We start from the raw sequence: 20028 nt of genomic DNA, 5'->3' as shown, positions 1-20028 counted from the left end.
ATGACATGGGTGTCTCGCGGTCAGGCCTGGCGGGCGTAGGACGTGAGGCGATCGGCGAGCGCGATGACGAGGTCGCGCAGTTCATCGGGGCGCTCGATGACGAACGGCCGGTCGAGAGAGGCCAGTACCGGAGGCAACCAGTCGAGCCGCTCCGCCCGCAGCTCGACGCGCAGCCAGCGCTCGGTCGCCCGGTCCTCGCCTGTCACGGGCGCGTACTCCTCCAGGCTCGCGACGCCGGCGGGAAGGTGGGCGCGGATCTGCTCGACTGTCCCGTGGATCCGCAAGGTCACCTCATGCCGGTACTCGGCCGTGGCGAACGCTGACAGCACGCGCTGTGCCGGAGGGGGACCCACGGGCGCCTCGAATGAGCCGGGCAGGGTCCGCGCGTCTGCGATGCGATCGAGCCGGAAGGTTCGGTCCTCGCCGATCCGGGCGTCCTTGCCCGTGACGTACCACCGGCCCGCATGGGCGACGATCCCGTACGCGTGCAGTGTGCGTTCGCTGCGCCGCCCGTCGCGGTCGGTGTAGCGGATCGAGACCGGTCGGTGGTGGCGCACCGCATCGGCGATGGTGAGCAGGACCCCGGCGTCCGGGGTGTCGAACTCGCCGGGCTGGTCCGTGAAGGCGAGAGCTTCCAGGAGTGTGTCGAGCCGACGGGCGATGTGCTTGGGCAGCACCCGCCGGATCTTCGCCGATGCCGTCTCGCTTGCCGCGCGCTCCGTCGTCGTCAGCCCTGCTCGGCGGCCGGCGACCAGGCCGAGCAGCACGGCCAGCGCCTCGTCGTCGCTGAGCATGAGCGGAGGCAAGCGGTACCCGGGGGCGAGCCGGTACCCGCCGTAGCGGCCGCGCACCGATTCCACGGGCACGTCCAGGTCGATCAGCTGGTCCACGTACCGCCGCACGGTGCGCCCTTCGACGCCGAGCCGGTCGGCGAGTTCGGCCATGGTCCGGGTGCCGCCCGACTGCAGCAGCTCCAAAAGTGTCAGCACGCGGCCGGTGGGTCGAGGCATGTTCGCAGCCTAATGCGAATACTGGACCGATTCTGTCCACTATTTCTCCTAGTCTGCGACGTGCACGCCTCCCGCACAGCCAAGGAGATACCCATGGACTTCGTCTCGATCCGCATCATCACCAGCGACGTAGCGCGCCTCGTCGAGTTCTACGAGCGAGCCACAGGGGCGCGGGCGGTGTGGGCCACCGAGGACTTCGCCGAACTCAGGACCGCGGGCGCCACCCTCGCGATCGCCGGCACCCGCACCGTTCCGCTGTTCGCCCCGGGTTCCGCCCGCCCGGCGGACAACCACAGCGTGATCACCGAGTTCCTCGTCGACGACGTGGACCGCGTTCACGAGAACCTGGCCGGCTTCGTCACCGACTTCGTCAACGAGCCCACCACGATGCCCTGGGGCAACCGGTCGCTGCTGTTCCGTGACCCCGACGGCAACCTCGTCAACTTCTTCACCCCCGTCACCCCAGCGGCCATCGAGAAGTTCGCACGCTGACGCCACGCACAGCCGCTCACGCTGCTTGCGTCTCCTTGCCCTTGCGCCCCACCTGCGTCCGCACCGCCCCCATGCTCGCCGCGATGACCAGGGCGATCGCGAGGGCCTCGGTGGCAGAGAGCGCCTGGCCGAGGACCAGGAAACCGGCGGTCGCGGCGATGCCCGGTTCGAGGCTCATGAGGATCGCGAAGGTGGACGCGGGCAGGCGGCGCAGGGCGAGGAGTTCAAGGGTGTAAGGGAGGACGGACGACAGTACGGCGACGGCGGCGCCCAGCGCGATCGTGACCGGGTCGAGCAGCCGTGCTCCGGCGTCGACGATCCCCAGGGGCAGGAAGAGGACCGCCGCGACCACCATGGCGAGCGCCAGCCCGTCGGCCTGCGGGAAGCGGCGGCCCGTACGCGCGCTGAAGACGATGTACGTCGCCCACATGGCCCCGGCGCCCAGGGCGAAGCCCACGCCCACCGGGTCCAGGTCGCCGAAGCCTCCGCCGCTGAGCAGGAAGACCCCGCCGAGTGCCAGCCCGGCCCAGACGAGGTTCACCGCGCGGCGCGACGCGAGCACGGACAGCGCGAGCGGGCCGAGCACCTCCAGGGTGACGGCGGGGCCGAGCGGGATACGGGCGACAGCCTGGTAGAAGAGGCCGTTCATCGCGGCCATCGTGGCGCCGAAGGCGATCACCGTGCCCCAGTCGGTCCGCGAGTGCCCCCGTACCCGGGGCCGGCAGACGACGAGCATCACGACCGCGGCCACCAGCAGCCGCAGCGTCACCACGCCGAGCGCCCCGACCCGCGGCATCAGGGTCACGGCCAGCGCCCCACCGAACTGCACCGAGATCCCGCCGGCGAGAACGAGCCCGACCGGCCCGAGAGGGCCTCCGGTCCGCGATCGGCCGACGGGGACGGGTGCGTGTGCGGCGGTCGCCGTGTGCGCGGATGTGGAGGTGGGCGCGGACTGGTCAGCGCTGGGGAGGTTCACGGGGGCCGTCCAGGAGGCGTCGGACTGGGTCGTTCAGTCTAGTGCACTTGTGTGTGCATAGTAGTGGACCGGATTGTGCGCTTCCAGCGACCCCTGAGGCGGCCCCAGCGACAACGCCTGGGCCTCATGGGTCGAGAGGCGAACCTGCCCTGGCCAAAAATGCAAGCACGCTTGATTGTTTCTGACCCCGCTGCCATGCTCGCCCCATGGCAGACCCGATGCCCGTGATCGACGATCTGCGCGCGGAGAGCGACGAACTCGACCTGCTCGTGGCCGAGTTGAGTCCGGAGCAGTGGGCGCTGCCCACTCCGGCCTCCGGCTGGACCGTCGCCCACCAGATCGCGCACCTCGCCTGGACCGACCGTTCCTCCGTGCTGGCCGTGACCGACCAGGACGCCTTCGCCCGCGAGGTCGAGGCGGCGCTGACCTCGCCCGGGGACTTCGTGGACAACGGTGCGGAGGAGGGCGCCGGCAAGCCGCCCGCACGCCTGCTCGCGGACTGGCGGGCCGGACGCAAGGCCCTTCAGCACGCCCTGCGTGCCGCACCCGACGGCGTACGGTTCCCCTGGTACGGCCCGCCGATGTCCACGGCCTCCATGGCCACCGCCCGCCTCATGGAGACCTGGGCCCACGGCCTGGACGTCGCCGAGGCCCTGGGCGTGGCCCGCACGTCCACCGACCGGCTCCGGCACATCGTGCGCCTCGGCGTCCGCACCCGCGACTTCGCCTTCGGCGTGCACGGACTGACCCCGCCGTTCGAGGAGTTCCACGTCGAACTCCGCAGCCCCTCCGGCGAGTCGTGGACGTACGGCCCCGGCGACGCCTCACAACGCGTCACCGGCCCCGCACTCGACTTCTGTCTCCTGGTCACCCAGCGGGCCCACCGCGCCGACCTCGCCCTCCGTGCCGAGGGCCCCGACGCGGACCAGTGGCTGGACATCGCACAGGCCTTCGCGGGACCGCCCGGCGCGGGGCGCGAACCGAAGGGCACGGCCACATGACCGCCGCGCCCCTGCGCATCGGCAACGCCTCCGGCTTCTACGGCGACCGGTTCGACGCGATGCGCGAGATGCTCACCGGCGGCGAGCTGGACGTCCTCACCGGCGACTACCTCGCCGAGCTGACCATGCTCATCCTCGGCCGCGACCGGCTGAAGGACCCCGCCGCCGGTTACGCCCGCACCTTCCTCGGTCAGCTGGAGGAGTGCCTCGGCCTCGCGCACGACCGTGGCGTCCGTATCGTCACCAACGCCGGTGGTCTCAATCCGGCCGGACTCGCCGACGCCGTACGGGAGTTGGCGGACCAGCTCGGTGTCCCGGTCCAGGTCGCCCACGTGGAGGGCGACGACCTCACGCACCGCCACCCCGACACCCTGGCCGCGCACGCCTACCTCGGCGGGTTCGGCATCGCGGCCTGCCTGCGGGAGGGCGCCGACGTCGTCGTCACCGGACGGGTCACCGACGCGGCCCTCGTCACCGGCCCGGCCGCCGCCCACTTCGGCTGGACACCGGACGACCACGACCGGCTCGCGGGTGCCGTCGTCGCCGGGCACGTACTGGAGTGCGGCACCCAGGCCACCGGCGGCAACTACGCCTTCTTCACCGACCACGACGTACGGCGGATGCGCCACCCCGGATTCCCGCTCGCCGAACTCCACGAGGACGGCACCGCCGTCATCACCAAGCACCCCGGGACGGGCGGCGTCGTGGACGTCGGCACCGTCACCGCGCAGCTCCTGTACGAGACGGCGGGCGCCCGGTACGCCGGTCCCGACGTCACCGCCCGGCTGGACACGGTCCGGCTGGCCCAGGAGGGCCCCGACCGCGTACGGATCACCGGGGTGCGCGGCGAGGCCCCGCCGCCCACCCTGAAGGTCGGCCTCAACCGGATCGGCGGCTACCGGAACGAGGTCGTGTTCGTCCTGACCGGGCTCGACATCGAGAAGAAGGCCGCCCTGGCGCGCGACCAGATGGAGACCGCGCTGTACGCGGCCAAGTCCCGCCCGGCCCACATCACCTGGTCCCTCGCCCGCACCGACCACACCGACGCCCTCACCGAGGAGACCGCGAGCGCGCTGCTGCGGCTCGTCGTACGGGACCCGGACCAGGCGGCCGTGGGGCGGGCGCTCAGCGGTGCCGCCGTGGAACTGGCGCTCGCCAGCTACCCCGGGTTCCATGTGCTGGCGCCACCGGGAAAGGGCGCGCCCTATGGGGTCTTCGAGGATGTGTACGTCGACCATGGCGTCGCGGACCATGTGGCGGTCCTCCATGACGGGCGCCGCATCCACATCCCCCCGCCCCACGACACCCTCGTACTCCAGCCCGTCGACGACCCCCCACTACCTGAGCCCCTGCCCACCGAACCCCTGGCCGCAGGGTTCCCGACGGCCGAATCTCCGCCCACCGAACCCCTGCCCTCCGTGCCCCTTCCCGCCGGGCTCCCCGCCCGCCGCGCGCCCCTCGGCCTCGTCGCGGGCGCCCGTAGCGGGGACAAGGGTGGCAACGCCAACGTCGGCCTCTGGGCGCGGTCGGACGACGCGTGGCGGTGGCTCGCGCACACCCTCACGGTCGACCGCTTCCACGAACTCCTCCCGGAGACGGCGGAGTTGACCGTCACCCGCCACGCCCTGCCGAATCTCCGCGCCCTCAACTTCGTCGTCGAGGGCATCCTCGGCGAGGGCGTCGCCGCGCAAGCCCGCTTCGATCCCCAGGCCAAGGCCCTCGGCGAGTGGCTGCGCAGCCGCCACCTCGACATCCCGGAGATCCTCCTTTGACCGTCCTCGCCTCCTCCCTGGACACCAAGAGCCCCGAATACACGGCCCACCGCGCATCCATGCTCGCCAAACTCGCCGAGCTCGACACCGAGCACGCGAAGGCCCTCGCGGGCGGCGGCGAGAAGTACGTCGCACGGCACCGCAAGCGCGGCAAACTGCTCGCCCGCGAACGCATCGAGCTGCTCCTGGACCCCGACACGCCCTTCCTGGAACTCTCCCCGCTCGCCGCCTGGGGCAGCGACCACACCGTGGGCGCCTCCCTCGTCACCGGCATCGGGGTCGTCGAGGGCGTCGAGTGCCTGATCACCGCGAACGACCCGACCGTGCGCGGCGGCGCCAGCAACCCCTGGAGCCTGAAGAAGGCCCTCCGCGCCAACGACATCGCCCTCGCCAACAGGCTGCCCCTCATCAGCCTCGTCGAGTCGGGCGGCGCCGACCTGCCGTCCCAGAAGGAGATCTTCATCCCGGGCGGCGCCATCTTCCGGGACCTCACCCGGCTCTCCGCCGCCGGAATCCCCACCATCGCCGTCGTCTTCGGCAACTCCACCGCCGGAGGCGCGTACATCCCCGGCATGTCCGACCACGTGATCATGGTCAAGGAGCGGGCGAAGGTGTTCCTCGGCGGCCCGCCCCTGGTGAAGATGGCCACGGGCGAGGAGAGCGACGACGAGTCGCTGGGCGGTGCCGAGATGCACGCGCGCGCGTCGGGTCTCGCGGACTACTTCGCCGTCGACGAGCCGGACGCCCTGCGCCAGGCCCGCCGCGTCGTCGCCCGCCTGAACCACCGCAAGGCGTACGGCGATCCGGGCCCGGCCGCGCCACCCAAGTACGACGAGGACGAGCTGCTCGGCATCGTCCCGGGCGACCTGCGGGCCCCCTTCGACCCGCGCGAGGTCGTCGCCCGGATCGTCGACGCCTCCGACTTCGACGAGTTCAAGCCGCTGTACGGGACGAGCCTCGCCACCGGCTGGGCCACCCTTCACGGCTACCCGGTCGGCATCCTGGCCAACGCCCAGGGCGTGCTGTTCAGCGAGGAGTCCCAGAAGGCCGCCCAGTTCATCCAGCTCGCCAACCAGCGCGACATCCCCCTCCTCTTCCTCCACAACACCACCGGCTACATGGTCGGCAAGGAGTACGAGCAGGGCGGCATCATCAAGCACGGCGCCATGATGATCAACGCGGTCAGCAACAGCCGGGTCCCGCACCTCTCGGTCCTCATGGGCGCCTCGTACGGCGCCGGCCACTACGGCATGTGCGGCCGCGCCTACGACCCCCGCTTCCTCTTCGCCTGGCCCAGCGCCAAGTCGGCCGTCATGGGCCCGCAACAGCTCGCCGGGGTCCTCTCCATCGTCGCCCGGCAGTCGGCGGCCGCGAAGGGACAGCCGTACGACGAGGAAGGGGACGCCGCCCTGCGCGCGATGGTCGAACAGCAGATCGAGTCCGAGTCCCTGCCGATGTTCCTGTCCGGGCGGCTGTACGACGACGGGGTCATCGACCCGCGCGACACCCGTACCGTCCTCGGCCTGTGCCTGTCCGCGATCCACACCGCTCCCTACGAGGGCGCGCGTGGTGGCTTCGGCGTCTTCCGGATGTGAGGGAACCAAATGATCGGGACGTTGCTCGTCGCCAACCGGGGCGAGATCGCCTGCCGTATCGCTCGCACCTGCCGTGAGCTGGGAATCCGAACCGTCACGGTGCACTCCGACGCCGACGAGAACGCCCTCCACGCGCGCGTGGCCGACGCGACGGTACGCCTGCCGGGCGCGGCACCCGCCGACACCTACCTGCGCGGCGACCTGATCGTGAAGGCCGCCCTGGACGCGGGCGCCGACGCCGTCCACCCCGGGTACGGCTTCCTCTCCGAGAACCCCGGCTTCGCGCGCGCCGTCCTCGACGCGGGCCTCACCTGGATCGGGCCGCCCCCGGAGGCGATCGAGGCCATGGCGTCCAAGACGCGGGCCAAGAAGCTGATGGGCGTCGAGCCGCTCGGCGACGTCACCGAGGCCGACCTGCCGGTCCTGGTGAAGGCGGCGGCGGGCGGCGGTGGACGCGGCATGCGGATCGTACGCCGCCTGGAGGACCTGGACGCGGAACTGACCGCCGCCCGCGCCGAGGCCCTCAGCGCCTTCGGCGACGGCGAGGTCTTCGTCGAGCCGTACCTGGAGAACGGCCGCCACATCGAGGTGCAGATCCTCGCCGACACCCACGGCACCGTATGGCCCCTCGGCACCCGCGACTGCTCCCTCCAGCGCCGCCACCAGAAGGTCGTCGAGGAAGCCCCTGCACCGGGCCTGACCCCCGAACTGACCGACTCCCTCCACACGATGGCCGTACGAGCCGCCCGAGCCGTCGACTACGCGGGCGCGGGCACGGTCGAGTTCCTCGTGTCCGCGGACACGGCCCACTTCCTGGAGATGAACACCCGCCTCCAGGTCGAACACCCCGTCACGGAGGCGGTGTTCGGCATCGACCTGGTGGCACTCCAGATCCGCGTCGCCGAGGGCCACGCCCTCGACGACGACCCCCCGCGCGCCCACGGCCACGCCATCGAGGCCCGCCTGTACGCCGAGGACCCGGCCCGCGCGTGGGCCCCCCAGACCGGTACCGTGCACCGCCTCACCGTCCCGGACGGCGTCCGCCTGGACACCGGCTACACCGGCGGCGACCCCATCGGCGTTCACTACGACCCCATGCTCGCCAAGGTGGTCGCCCACGCCCCCACACGAGCCGAGGCCCTGCGCAAGCTCGCGGGCGCCCTGGAACGAGCGGAGATCCACGGCCCCACGACCAACAGGGACCTCCTCGTACGCTCGCTCAGGCACGAGGAGTTCACCACGGCCCGCATGGACACGGGCTTCTACGACCGCCACCTCGACGACCTCACCACCGCCACCCCCGACCCGTACGCCCCCCTGGCCGCCGCCCTCGCCGACACCCACGGCCCCTCCCGCTCCCGCTTCGGCGGCTGGCGCAACCTGCCCTCCCAGCCGCATCTCAAGCGGTACGCGATGGCGGGCGAGGAACACGAGGTCCACTACCGGCACACGCGTGAGGGCCTGGCGGCGGACGGGGTACGGGTCGTGCGCGTCACGTCCGACCTGGTCGTCCTCGAAGTGGACGGCGTCCAGCGCAGGTTCGAGGTCACGCGCTACGGCGACGAGGTGTACGTCAACACCACGGCACTCAGGGCACTGCCCCGCTTCCCGGACCCCACAGCCCACCACGCCCCCGGCTCCCTGCTGGCCCCGATGCCCGGCACGGTCGTACGAGTCGCCGAGGGCCTGACGGAGGGCGCCGAGGTGCAGGCGGGCCAACCCCTGCTCTGGCTGGAGGCGATGAAGATGGAACACAAGATCACAGCCCCGGCAACGGGCATGCTCACGGCTCTGCACGCCAAGCCGGGCCAACAGGTAGAGCCCGGAGCGCTGTTGGCGGTAGTGCACGGCCTTTAAGGGGCGCGGGACTGTGTCGATCATGCGGCTCCGCCGCGTGGGCGCGACCCGCCACAAACAACCCGCACTCTCCAGACGGCATTCAGCCCCACCCCCTTAGGAGCCCCATGACCACCCTCATGGAAACCGACGAACACAAGGCCCTACGAACCGCCGTCTCCGCCTTCGGCAGGCGCTACGGCCGCGACTACCTCCTCAACGTCCACCAGGAGGACCGCTACCCCGACGAGCTCTGGCAAGAGGCAGCCAAGCTCGGCTACCTCGGCGTCAACCTCCCGGAGGAGTACGGAGGCGGAGGCGGAGGCATCTACGAACTCTCCATCGTCCTCGAAGAGCTCGGCGCAGCCGGCAGCCCCCTGCTCATGCTGATCGTCTCACCGGCCATCTGCGGCACAGTGATCGCACGTTTCGGCACCGAGGCCCAGAAGAAGCAGTGGCTCCCCGGAATCGCCGAAGGCACCCGCACCATGGCCTTCGGCATCACCGAACCCGACGCCGGCTCCAACTCCCACCGCATCACCACCACCGCCCGCCGCGACGGCGCCGACTACCTCCTCACCGGCCGCAAGGTCTTCGTCTCCGGCGTCGACATCGCCGACGCCACCCTCATCGTCGGCCGCACCGAAACTGTGTCCAATAAAGAGGGCCGCACCGGCACCCTCAAACCCTGCCTGTTCATCGTCCCGAGGGACGCCCCCGGCTTCGAACGACGCCCGATCGACATGGAGATCACCTCCGCCGAGAAGCAGTTCGAGCTCACCCTGGACGACGTACGGCTGCCCGCCGAGGCACTCGTCGGAGACGAGGACGCGGGCCTGCTGCAGCTCTTCGCCGGCCTCAACCCCGAGCGCATCATGACCGCCGCGTTCGCCATCGGCATGGGCCGCTACGCCGTCGCCAAGGCCGTCGAGTACGCCCGCGACCGCACCGTGTGGAAGACCCCCATCGGCGCCCACCAGGCCATCGCCCACCCCCTCGCTCAGGCCCACATCGAGCTCGAACTCGCCCGCCTGATGATGCAGAAGGCCGCCCACCTCTACGACTCCGGGGACGACGCGGCCGCCGGTGAGGCCGCCAACATGGCCAAGTACGCCGCCGGGGAGGCCTGCGTGAAGGCCGTCGACCAGGCGGTGCACACCCTCGGCGGCAACGGACTCACCCGCGAGTTCGGACTCGGTTCCCTCATCACGGCCGCGCGCGTGTCTCGTATCGCACCGGTGAGCCGGGAGATGATTCTCAACTACGTCTCCCACCAGACCCTGGGCCTGCCCAAGTCGTACTGAACGTGGGGGCCGTTCCACTCCGTACCCCGCAGCACACCGTCGTGCGAGGAGGAACCGTGTTCCGCAGCGAGTACGCAGAAGTCCCGGCCGTCGAACTGCCCATCCACGAGGCCGTCCTGGGCCGGGCCGCCGAGTTCGGCGACACACCCGCGCTGATCGACGGCGTCGACGGCACCACGATCACGTACGAGCAACTGGACCGCTTCCACCGGCGGCTGGCCGCCGCGTTCGCGGACGCCGGCGTCGAGAAGGGCGACGTGCTCGCCCTGCACAGCCCCAACACGATCGCCTTCCCCACGGCCTTCTACGCCGCCACGCGCGCCGGAGCCTCCGTCACCACCGTGCACCCCCTCGCCACGCCCGACGAACTCGCCAAACAGCTCACCGACTCCGGCGCCCGCTGGATCGTCACCGTCTCACCCCTCCTGGAGACCGCCCGCACGGCCGCCGAACGCGCCGGCGGCATCAGGGAGATCTTCGTCTGCGACAGCGCGACCGGACACCGCTCACTGATCGACATGCTGGCCACCGCCGCACCCGAACCGCACCTCGCCCTCGACCCCGTCGAGGACGTCGCCGCCCTGCCGTACTCCTCCGGCACGACCGGCATCCCCAAGGGCGTCATGCTCACCCACCGGTCCATCGCCACCAACCTCGCGCAGCTCGAACCCGTCATGACGGTCGGGCCCGGCGACCGCACCCTCGCCGTCCTGCCCTTCTTCCACATCTACGGCCTGACCGCCCTCATGAACGCCCCCCTCAGACGGGGCGCCACCGTCGTCGTCCTGCCGCGCTTCGACCTGGAGACGTTCCTCGCCGCGATCGAGACGCACCGCATCACCCACCTGTACGTGGCCCCGCCGATCGTCCTCGCCCTCGCCAAGCACCCGGCGGTCGCCCAGTACGACCTGTCGTCCCTGAAACACATCATCTCCGCCGCCGCACCCCTGGACGCCCACCTCGCCCACGCCTGCGCCCGCCGCCTCGGCCTGCCGCCCATCGTCCAGGGCTACGGCATGACGGAACTCTCGCCCTGCACCCACCTGGTGCCCTTCGACCACGCCCAGGACGCACCCCCCGGCACGGTCGGCAAGCTCCTCCCCGGCACCGAGATGCGGATCGTCTCCCTCGACGACCCCGGCAAGGACGTCGGCGCCGGCGAACCCGGTGAGGTCCTCATCCGCGGATCCCAGGTCATGAAGGGCTACCTGGGACGCCCCGACGCCACCGCCGCCATGATCGACGAGGACGGCTGGCTGCACACCGGCGACGTCGGCCACGCCGACGCGGGCGGCTGGCTCTACATCGTCGACCGCGTCAAGGAACTCATCAAGTACAAGGGCTTCCAGGTCGCCCCCGCCGAACTCGAAGCCCTCCTCCTCACCCACCCCGGCATCGCCGACGCCGCCGTCATCGGCTTCTACAACGACGACAACAACGAGGTCCCGCACGCCTATGTCGTCCGCCAGCCGACCGCGACCGACCTCACCGAGGGCGAGGTCATGATGCACGTCGCCGAACGCGTCGCCCCCTACAAACGCGTCCGCCGCGTCACCTTCATCGCCGGCGTCCCCCGCGCCGCCTCCGGCAAGATCCTCCGCCGCGAACTGCGCGACCTCCAGGAACAGCGCAAGCTCCAGGAACTACGGGAGAAGCAGTGACCGCCCGAGAACCAGTGACCGCCCGAGAATCCGTGACCGCCCAAGAAACAGCGACCGCCCTCGTCCACGCCGAGCACCACCGCGCCCTCACCACCCTCACCCTCGACTCACCCGCCAACCGCAACGCCCTGTCGGCCGCGCTCGTCGCCGAACTCGCCGACGCCCTGACCCGGTGCGGCAAGGACCGCGACGTCCGCGCCGTCGTCCTCACCCACACCGGGAACACCTTCAGCGCGGGAGCCGACCTGCGCGACCCCCCGCACCCGGACGCCCTCGTCGACCTGATGCGCCAGATCGTCGCACTGCGCAAACCGGTCCTCGCCCGCGTCACCGGACACGTACGCGCCGGCGGCCTCGGCCTGCTCGGCGCGTGCGACATCGCGGTGGCCTCCACCGAAGCCACCTTCGCCTTCACGGAGGTCCGCATCGGCGTCGCCCCCGCCGTCATCTCCCTGCCCCTCCTGCCCCGCACCGACCCGCGCGCCCTCGCCCGCTACTACCTCACCGGCGAACGCTTCGACGCGCCCGAAGCGGCCCGCATCGGCCTGCTCACCGCGACCGGCGACGACGTGGACGACATCCTCGCCCCCGTCCTCGACGGCCTCCGCCGAGCCTCCCCCCAGGGCCTCGCCGAGACGAAACAGCTGCTCACGGCCAAGGTGCTCCAGGCATTCGACCGGGACGCGGCCGACCTCACGGCCCTCTCGGCGCGGCTGTTCTCCTCCCCGCAGGCCCGCGAGGGAATGACGGCCTTCCTCGAACGACGGGACCCCTCATGGGCGGTGTGAACACGGTCGACCACGTGCCCGACCGCGTGCCCGATCGCGTGCCCGATCGCGTCCCCAAGCAGGACCGCAGCCGGGCCACCCGGCAGCGGCTCCTGGAGGCCGCCGTCGCCTGCCTCGCCGAACACGGCTGGGCGGGCTCGACGGTCTCCGTCGTCGCCGAACGCGCCGGAGTCTCCCGAGGTGCCGCCCAGCACCACTTCCCGACCCGCGAGGACCTGTTCACCGCGGCCGTCGAGTACGTCGCCGAAGAGCGCTCCACGGCCCTGCGCGCCCTCTTCCCCCAGGGCGCCGCCGACCGCCGGGACGTGGTCGCCGCCCTCGTCGACCTCTACACCGGCCCCCTCTTCCGCGCCGCCCTCCACCTGTGGGTCGCCGCCTCCAACGAGGACCAGCTCCGCCCGAGAGTCACCGAACTCGAGTCCCGCGTCGGCCGCGAGACGCACCGGATCGCCGTGGACCTGCTCGGCGCCGACGAGTCCGTGCCCGGAGCCCGTGAAACCGTCCAGGGCCTCCTCGACATGGCCCGCGGCCTCGGCCTCGCCAACCTGCTCACCGACGACACCGGCCGCCGGGACCGGGTCGTGGCGCAGTGGGCGGTACTGCTGGACGAGGCGCTCACCTGAGACGTACGGGTGAGGCGTACGGGTGAGACGTACGGGTGAGGCGTACGGGTGAGACGTACGGGCTCAGGGGCTGAGCCGCTCCACCCGCCACGCTCCGTCCGGCTCCGCCACGTACCGCAACCGGTCGTGCAGCCGGTTGTGCCGCCCCTGCCAGAACTCCACCGACCGCGGTACGACCCGGAACCCGCCCCAGTCCGGCGGCACCGGCACCTGCTCGCCCTCCGGATAGCGGGTACTCAGCTCCTCGTAGGCGCCGTCGAGCTCGGCGCGCGAGGAGATCACCGAGGACTGCGCGCTGGCCCAGGCCCCGAGCTGCGAACCGTGCGGCCGGGTCCGGAAGTACGCCGCCGTCTCGTCCCGGCCCGTACGGTGAGCGGTGCCGGAGACGATCACCTGGCGGGCGATCGCGTGCCAGGGGAAGAGCAGCGAGACGTGGGGGTTCTCCGCCAGGTCGCGGGCCTTGCGCGACCCGTAGTTCGTGTAGAAGACGAAGCCCCGCTCGTCGTACGCCTTCATCAGCACCGTACGGGAACTCGGCCGGCCCTCGGCGTCCGCGGTCGACACCACCATGGCGTTCGGCTCGAACACCGCGCCCTCGGCCGCGGCCTGCCGGAACCAGCGCTCGAACTGCGACATCGGATGCCCGGCCAGCTCGCCCTCGTCCAGCCCCTCGGCCCGGTACTGCTTGCGCATGGCGGCCGGGTCCGGAACGGGCTCGGCGGGGTCGTAGACGACCTCATGGTCGGCTTCGTGGTCGTCATTGTGGTCGGCTTCGCGGTCGCTCACGTGGCCATCCTGCCGTATGCGCCCCGGGGTGCGCGGCGGGTGTCCTTCCTCACTCGCTGGCACTGAGTGCCGCGACATCTCCCCAAAGATGGCACTCAGGGATATCGTTCTGCATCGTCCATCGTCCCGGTTGGGTGACCGCCGACCGTACGGGGCATCACCGGGGTGACCGCTTCGGACCGCGAGTCTTCGAAATCGACCGCGGAACCGACCGCGATCGTCCGCTTTCCGGCCAAAGGCCAGGTCAACCCCTGCAAGCGGACCGAACCCCCCACAACACCATCCGTCGCACACATCACGAGGAGCCGCCTGATGTCCGACTTCGTACCCGGACTCGAAGGAGTCGTCGCGTTCGAGACGGAGATCGCCGAACCGGACAAGGAGGGCGGCGCCCTGAGGTACCGGGGCGTCGACATCGAGGATCTGGTCGGCCACGTCTCCTTCGGCAACGTATGGGGCCTGCTCGTCGACGGAGCCTTCAACCCCGGCCTGCCCCCCGCCGAACCCTTCCCCATCCCCATCCACTCGGGCGACATCCGCGTGGACGTACAGTCGGCGCTCGCGATGCTGGCACCGGTCTGGGGCCTGAAACCCCTCCTCGACATCGACGCCGAACAGGCCCGCGAGGACCTCGCCCGCGCCGCCGTCATGGCCCTGTCCTACGTCGCCCAGTCCGCCCGCGGCCAGGGCCTGCCCATGGTCCCGCAGCGCGAGATCGACAAGGCCCGGTCCGTCGTCGAACGCTTCATGATCCGCTGGCGCGGCGAGCCCGACCCCAAGCACGTGAAGGCCGTCGACGCGTACTGGACGAGCGCCGCCGAGCACGGCATGAACGCGTCCACGTTCACAGCGCGTGTCATCGCCTCGACGGGCGCGGACGTGGCGGCGGCGTTGTCCGGGGCGGTCGGAGCGATGTCCGGCCCCCTGCACGGCGGCGCCCCCTCCCGAGTCCTCCACATGATCGAGGAGATCGAGCGAACGGGCGACGCAGAGGCCTACGTCAAGCAGGCCCTGGACAGGGGCGAACGCCTCATGGGCTTCGGCCACCGCGTCTACCGGGCCGAGGACCCGCGCGCCCGCGTCCTGCGCCGCACGGCCCGCGAACTGGGAGCCCCCCGCTTCGAGATCGCCGAAGCCCTGGAAAAGGCGGCCCTGGCGGAACTCCACGCCCGCCGCCCCGACCGCGTCCTCGCCACGAACGTCGAGTTCTGGGCGGCCATCATCCTCGACTTCGCCGAGGTCCCCGCCCACATGTTCACATCGATGTTCACCTGCGCCCGCACGGCCGGCTGGTCGGCCCACATCCTGGAACAGAAGCGCACCGGCCGCCTCGTCCGCCCCTCCGCCCGCTACGTGGGCCCGGGCACCCGCAACCCCAGCGCGATCGAGGGCTACGAGGACATCGCCCACTGAGGCCCGGGGTGGCCTTCCGGGGCCCCTGAAACGCAGACGACCCGCAGGCTCTGGTCCCCTCGCCTCACGGCGGGGGAGCCGGCCGGACGTACCGGCGAGCCTGCGGGTCGGGTGACTGCTTGGGATTGGGCCGGCTGCGCGCTCAACTCACGCGCTGGTCCGGCACCGCACTGAGCGTGGTGACGGACCGCTAGTCCGCAGCCACCTCACGCGTCCGGGTTTCACTCATTTACCCGATCACCTCCCTTCTGTGTAAGCCACACCCTAAGAACCGATCTCGCGTCGCTCAACTGTTTTTCCGAACTGTTGACGGCGATGCCTCGTGCCGAGTGGCATATCCGTATCCGTCGCCTCGTTGGAGGAGCCGCAGATTGCGGTGAGAGACATTGATACGGCCCCTTGGCGTCGCGAGACTGTGCTGGCCTCTGGCTCGGACAGAGATGCGCCCCGTCCACGTGCCTGCCCACTTCCCTGAGGGCATGGTGGCCCGCACGAGATCCCCTGTGACGTATCCGACGTGCTGCTTGGAGCGGGCACGCCGGAGTCGGGGAAACCCGAACCGGTCCGGCGTGGTGCGCGCGTACGAGCCGCGCCCGGTGGCCTTGGCTACGAGCACCTGCACCGGGTGCCGCACGACCGAATGGCCGTTCTTGTGGTCCAGCTCTCCGATGCAGAGCGCGTCCAAGGTGTGTGTCTTGCGGAGCCCGGCGGCGGTGCGGTTCTCATTGGTGCGTCCGCCAGACCAGGCGTGCACCGGTCTGCCGAGAGAGTTCAACTCCTCCATAAGTTGCCAGCGGGTCGCATTCATCGCTGCGGCGTCGTGGAGCGGTGTGCGGACTTGCTGGAGGATCTTCGCGAGGCGGCCTGGCTGCTGTGCCAGGAAGACTTCGACGGGGCTGCTGCCCTTGGCCTGGTTGCACGGGACGCAGGCGAGGACGAGGTTCGTGATGCGACTGGAGCCCCCTCCGCTGCGTGGCCTGAGGTGGTCGATGTTCAGCGGGACACCAGTGGCGTCGCAGTATGCGCATGCCCTGTTCCACTTGGCGTGGAGGTAGGCGCGGGCATCGGTACCGGCGAGCGTTCCAAGCTGGCGCTCGACGCCGGTGAGGGCTCTGCCCGCGCTCATGGAGTGGGTATCGAAGGTGACGTTCTCGACGTGGATCTCGGTCACCGGCGCGTATCGACAGATGCGGGTGGCCATGGAGAGCGTGGTGTCCACGCGGTGACGCAGAGACGGCGGTAGCCAGCCTGCTGCGCGTGGCCGGTTGTTCGACCGAGGCGCCCGGTAACGGCAGTTGGCCGAACGTCGTCTCTGTCGGTAGCCAGCGCGCTGTTGCATGCAGTGATGGATCTGGTCACCACGATGCTGAAGCTCCACCGCTACCAGACCGCGCCTCACGGTGATGATGGCGCCGCGCTCATCGGTCTCCTTCTTCTCGTCGGTGAGGGCAAGCCCGGTGCCCTTGGAACCTGGATCGATCCGTAACTGCACGCCGTCGACCTCGGACTCGGCAAGCGTGCGGTCCTTGAGCCGGATGGTGAACGGGACCTGTCGTGCGACGACGGCTCGTCCTTTACGGAGCAGCTCACGGGCGCGGGCGGGATGGCAGGGCATGAGGGGCTGCCCTTCCTTGGAGAGGACGAAGACCCTGCCGTCTCCGCTGCCGCCCTCGTACACCTGCTCCTCTTTGGAAGCGTCACCGCTCCCGCTCGCTGCTGTCCCCGCTGCCTCGACAGCGGCTCCAGTGTGACGCCGACGGCCCCTGGTGCTGGGCCGGCTGGTCTCCCCTCGCCCATGTTCCCTGCCGGTGCCCCGCGCCGCGGCGGGGTGTCCGTGAGCCGTTTCGTCCCTGCTCCCAGGGGTGTCTGCTCCCACGGATTCCAGAGCGAGCTGCTGAGGAAGCACAGCCCGGTGGGTCTGCTCACCTGCAGGAAACGTAGTCATCAAGGGCACCTCCTTGATCCTTTGGACCGTGATGACTGGGGCTGGTCACTCAACCCGAGCGCGACCGGGCCCGGGTTCCGGCTTGTGGCCGGGGAGCGAGTGACCTCCTTTCCGAAGTTGTGGACGACGCTATCGATCACGGCTCCATTACAGGCCAAACCCTCGGGAAAGCACTCATCTGTGCGAATCGCACCAAATCCTCGAACGAGTGGCCGCCTCTGCTGCTAGAGCCTGTCTCGCCGATCCCGTGAGCCATACGACGATCGAGCGGGCGCAGTCGGATGCGGGCAGTGCCCTCAGTGCTGGATCAGACCGCCGACCGGGACGCGCGCGACGTGACCGGTTGCTGGAAGGGTCTGCGCCAGGGTGAGGCCGATGTCGACCAGCGATGACCGGCGCAGGCAGGCGACGTCGGGGACCGGAGTCCAGGCCGACTCGACGACATGGCCGTTCGGTTCGGGCCGGAGTTGACCGCCCGTGATACGGACCTGATAGAAGACGCCGACATTCTGGTGGTCCGGTCCGCCGGGGACGGTGCGTTCGGCTGCGGGGATCACCCTGGAGTCGACGCCCAGCAGGCGTTCGACCACCGCGTCGCAGCCGGTCTCCTCCACGACCTCCCGAATCACCGCGTCGAACGGATCCTCTCCGTGCTCGACCTTGCCGCCCGGAAGAGTCCAGGTGGACTCGCCTTCAGGCGATACGCAGCGCGCGAGCAGTACCCGCCCGTCCTCGATGCACACGGCGTACGCCGCGAGCCGGAAACTCGTCACGCACCAAGTATTTCCACCCGGCCTTCGGGTCAGTCGCCGATCCGTGGCAGGAGGGAGACGATCCTGCTGTCGTTCCGGGCGACCAGCGCATCCTCGTGGAGCAGGACCTGGGGCGAGTCCCTGAAGCCGGGCTTCCACTTGCCGGTGTCGACGTGATCGCGCCAGACCTGCTCGCCCGTGCGCAGGTCGAGGCCGGACAGATCCCCGGTCGGGCTGAAGAAGTAGACGACCTGCTGGCTCTCCGACACCACGGGAGACGCGAGGCCCGTCATCCTGTCCCGGTTGGGCATCTTGACGCCCACGGGGCGGGTCCACAGGGTCTTTCCCGTGGTCAGCGAGTAGGCCGAGGCCTTGCCCTTCCAGGACACGGAGATCAGACGGTCACCGACGACCTCCGAGGTGGCCTGCAGACCCTCGACCCGGTAGGAGTGTGAGGTCTGCTCCCCGGAGCCGCTGATGACGGTCAGCCGCAGGTCCTTGTCGGTCGCGTCCCTCTGTTCGGCCAGGACCAGCCGGTCCCCCGAGGTCCCGCTGAGTCCCCAGCCGCCGGGAAGGGTCATGACCTTCCTGGCGCTTCCGGTGGCGGGATCGAGACGGAGGACGTCGGTGGCGTCCGGATTCTCGACGTCGCGCAGGCACACGAGATACGGCACACCGCTCAGCACCGCCCGTTGGCACGCGGCGCCCTTGTCCCAGGTGTGGCGCCACTTCTCCTTGCCGGTCCGTGGGTCGAGGGCCGACATCGTGCGCAGCGACGGGGTGTTCGCCAGCACCGCGCCGTCGATGAGCATGGCGGCCTGGTCGGTGCGGTCGTCCTGCGGCATCTCGACCTTCCACAGCAGAGCGCCGGTGTCGGCGTTCACCGCCATCAGATCGGTACCGCCCATGTAGTCCCCGTTCGGCTGCTTCTTCGCGGTGTGGTTGCGGTAGCCGTAGAGCACCCCGTCGCGCACGGCGAACGGGTGGTCGGGCCCGTCGCCCTCGCCGTTGACCTTGACCGTCCACAGCCGCTCGCCGGTGTTGGCGTCGAACTTCGCGGCGTCGTACTTGTACCCGGCGCAGTACAGCGCGGAACCGTCCACCAGACAGCCCCGCTCGCTCGCGCCCCGGGCGTCGCTCTGCCACGGCTTCCAGCCCTCCGGCGACACCGCCGGCCGCACAGGATGGTCCGGATCGGCCCCACCGCCGCCACCGAAGCCGAACACCGCCCCCACGGTGATCGCCGCGACGGCCACCGCCGCCCCCGCTGCCTGCGAGAACCGGCGCTGCCTGTGCCGCCGTACCACCTTCTCGGCCAGGTCTCCGGGCGCGCGCACCCGATCCAGGGCGACGGCGTGCAGTGTCTCCCGGACCTTCTCCTCCACCTGTTCCGTCGTCATCCTTGGACCCCCTTCGAGGCATAGCTGAGCGGCTGGGCCTGTTCCCCGTGCCCTTCGGGCCCGAGGTCCGGTACGAGGGCCCGGAGCTTGGCGAGCGACCGGTGCGCCGTACTGCGCACCGTGCCGACCGGGCACCCCAGCAGCGCCGCGACCTCGGACTCGGGCAGGTCCTCGAAGTAGCGCAGCACGACCACGGCCCGCTGCCGCTTCGTCAGCTGACCGAGTGCCGCCCACAGCGCGACCCGCAGTTCGGAGTCCGACCCGGTGTCGGCCTCCCTGTCGGACTCGGGCAGTACGGGCACCGTCGTCTCGGCGCGGTGTCTGCGCAGCCGCCAGCGGTTGACCTGCTGGCGGTACAGGACCTGGCGGACGTACGCCTCGGGCTGCTCGATGTGCGCCCAGCGCCCGTAGGCCTTCATCAGCGCGATCTGCAGCAGGTCCTCCGCGGCATGTCTGTCCCCGCCGGTGAGCAGCACCGCGAGCCGCAGCAGCGCGGTGGAGCGCATCGCTACGAACTCTCGGAACTCGTCGTGACTCGACGCCTTCATCGACCCTCCCCCTTCTCGGCAACCATCACGACGCGATGAGCCGCCCGCTGCTATCCCTCGGCGGGCGAGATTGTGTGTTCACACCAAATGGGTGATCTGCCGCGCGCGCCTGGCTGTCTCCGGGCG

The 20028-nt window shown here is 70.7% G+C and carries 17 protein-coding genes; 10 read left to right on the top strand and 7 right to left on the bottom strand.

The window, feature by feature from the left end:
* Nucleotides 1-20 precede the first annotated feature (20 nt).
* On the bottom strand, nucleotides 21-1010 hold the full coding sequence (locus tag AB0959_RS12620) for a YafY family protein (protein ID WP_366826357.1): 990 nt from the start codon (nucleotides 1008-1010) through the stop codon (nucleotides 21-23).
* Between the two features lie 93 nt (nucleotides 1011-1103).
* On the opposite strand from AB0959_RS12620, the gene AB0959_RS12615 reads away from it, so the two are divergent.
* Entirely contained in the window at nucleotides 1104-1502 is a 399-nt protein-coding gene (locus AB0959_RS12615) for a VOC family protein (RefSeq protein WP_366826356.1), read from the top strand.
* Nucleotides 1503-1518: 16 nt separating this feature from the next.
* Here AB0959_RS12615 and AB0959_RS12610 read toward each other — a convergent pair whose 3' ends face one another.
* Complete coding sequence (locus AB0959_RS12610) at nucleotides 1519-2478, bottom strand: EamA family transporter (RefSeq protein WP_366826355.1); 960 nt, start codon at nucleotides 2476-2478, stop codon at nucleotides 1519-1521.
* A gap of 206 nt (nucleotides 2479-2684) precedes the next feature.
* Here AB0959_RS12610 and AB0959_RS12605 point away from each other — a divergent pair, with 206 nt between their 5' ends.
* The 8 genes from AB0959_RS12605 to AB0959_RS12570 all read left to right on the top strand — a co-directional run bounded on the left by AB0959_RS12605 (nucleotide 2685) and on the right by AB0959_RS12570 (nucleotide 13058).
* Nucleotides 2685-3479: a TIGR03084 family metal-binding protein gene (locus AB0959_RS12605; RefSeq protein ID WP_366826354.1), complete on the top strand. Its 795-nt coding sequence runs from the start codon at nucleotides 2685-2687 to the stop codon at nucleotides 3477-3479.
* Nucleotides 3476-5251 carry an acyclic terpene utilization AtuA family protein gene (locus AB0959_RS12600; protein ID WP_366826353.1) on the top strand — a complete coding sequence of 592 codons (1776 nt, stop codon included), beginning with the start codon at nucleotides 3476-3478 and terminating at the stop codon, nucleotides 5249-5251. Before AB0959_RS12605 ends, AB0959_RS12600 begins: the two co-directional genes overlap by 4 nt.
* Entirely contained in the window at nucleotides 5248-6846 is a 1599-nt protein-coding gene (locus tag AB0959_RS12595; RefSeq protein WP_366826352.1) for a carboxyl transferase domain-containing protein, read from the top strand. The genes AB0959_RS12600 and AB0959_RS12595 overlap by 4 nt, the downstream gene beginning before the upstream one ends.
* A 9-nt stretch (nucleotides 6847-6855) precedes the next feature.
* The gene (locus AB0959_RS12590) at nucleotides 6856-8703 is read left to right on the top strand and encodes a biotin carboxylase N-terminal domain-containing protein (RefSeq protein WP_366826350.1); all 1848 of its coding nucleotides are present in this window, start codon (nucleotides 6856-6858) and stop codon (nucleotides 8701-8703) included.
* A 107-nt stretch (nucleotides 8704-8810) separates the two neighbouring features.
* On the top strand, nucleotides 8811-9986 hold the full coding sequence (locus tag AB0959_RS12585) for an acyl-CoA dehydrogenase family protein (RefSeq protein WP_366826349.1): 1176 nt from the start codon (nucleotides 8811-8813) through the stop codon (nucleotides 9984-9986).
* Nucleotides 9987-10042: 56 nt separating this feature from the next.
* Nucleotides 10043-11647 (top strand): 4-coumarate--CoA ligase family protein, encoded by a 1605-nt coding sequence (locus AB0959_RS12580; RefSeq protein WP_366826348.1) that lies wholly within the window; start codon nucleotides 10043-10045, stop codon nucleotides 11645-11647.
* A 32-nt stretch (nucleotides 11648-11679) separates the two neighbouring features.
* Entirely contained in the window at nucleotides 11680-12435 is a 756-nt protein-coding gene (locus AB0959_RS12575; RefSeq protein ID WP_366826347.1) for an enoyl-CoA hydratase family protein, read from the top strand.
* Nucleotides 12423-13058: a TetR/AcrR family transcriptional regulator gene (locus tag AB0959_RS12570; RefSeq protein ID WP_366826346.1), complete on the top strand. Its 636-nt coding sequence runs from the start codon at nucleotides 12423-12425 to the stop codon at nucleotides 13056-13058. Before AB0959_RS12575 ends, AB0959_RS12570 begins: the two co-directional genes overlap by 13 nt.
* Nucleotides 13059-13121: 63 nt before the next feature.
* Here the strand turns inward: AB0959_RS12570 and pdxH are convergent, their stop codons facing one another.
* Nucleotides 13122-13751, bottom strand: a complete 630-nt coding sequence (gene pdxH, locus AB0959_RS12565) for a pyridoxamine 5'-phosphate oxidase (RefSeq protein WP_366826445.1) — start codon at nucleotides 13749-13751, stop codon at nucleotides 13122-13124.
* A 405-nt stretch (nucleotides 13752-14156) separates the two neighbouring features.
* Between pdxH and AB0959_RS12560 the strand changes: the two genes are divergently transcribed.
* Nucleotides 14157-15257, top strand: a complete 1101-nt coding sequence (locus AB0959_RS12560; protein ID WP_366826345.1) for a citrate synthase 2 — start codon at nucleotides 14157-14159, stop codon at nucleotides 15255-15257.
* A gap of 286 nt (nucleotides 15258-15543) precedes the next feature.
* Here AB0959_RS12560 and iscB read toward each other — a convergent pair whose 3' ends face one another.
* The 4 genes from iscB to AB0959_RS12540 form a co-directional block, all read right to left on the bottom strand.
* Nucleotides 15544-16935 (bottom strand): RNA-guided endonuclease IscB, encoded by a 1392-nt coding sequence (gene iscB, locus AB0959_RS12555; RefSeq protein WP_366826344.1) that lies wholly within the window; start codon nucleotides 16933-16935, stop codon nucleotides 15544-15546.
* Between the two features lie 563 nt (nucleotides 16936-17498).
* Nucleotides 17499-17975, bottom strand: coding sequence for an NUDIX domain-containing protein (locus AB0959_RS12550; RefSeq protein WP_366826343.1), 477 nt, complete (start codon nucleotides 17973-17975; stop codon nucleotides 17499-17501).
* Nucleotides 17976-18004: 29 nt separating this feature from the next.
* The gene (locus AB0959_RS12545; protein ID WP_366826342.1) at nucleotides 18005-19354 is read right to left on the bottom strand and encodes a PQQ-binding-like beta-propeller repeat protein; all 1350 of its coding nucleotides are present in this window, start codon (nucleotides 19352-19354) and stop codon (nucleotides 18005-18007) included.
* Nucleotides 19351-19902 carry a SigE family RNA polymerase sigma factor gene (locus AB0959_RS12540; protein ID WP_366826341.1) on the bottom strand — a complete coding sequence of 184 codons (552 nt, stop codon included), beginning with the start codon at nucleotides 19900-19902 and terminating at the stop codon, nucleotides 19351-19353. Before AB0959_RS12540 ends, AB0959_RS12545 begins: the two co-directional genes overlap by 4 nt.
* Nucleotides 19903-20028 lie beyond the last annotated feature (126 nt).

The sequence above is a fragment of the Streptomyces sp. NPDC046862 genome, from assembly GCF_040704615.1.
Taxonomy (GTDB): Bacteria; Actinomycetota; Actinomycetes; order Streptomycetales; family Streptomycetaceae; genus Streptomyces.
This window is presented reverse-complemented; position numbering and strand designations above follow the sequence as displayed.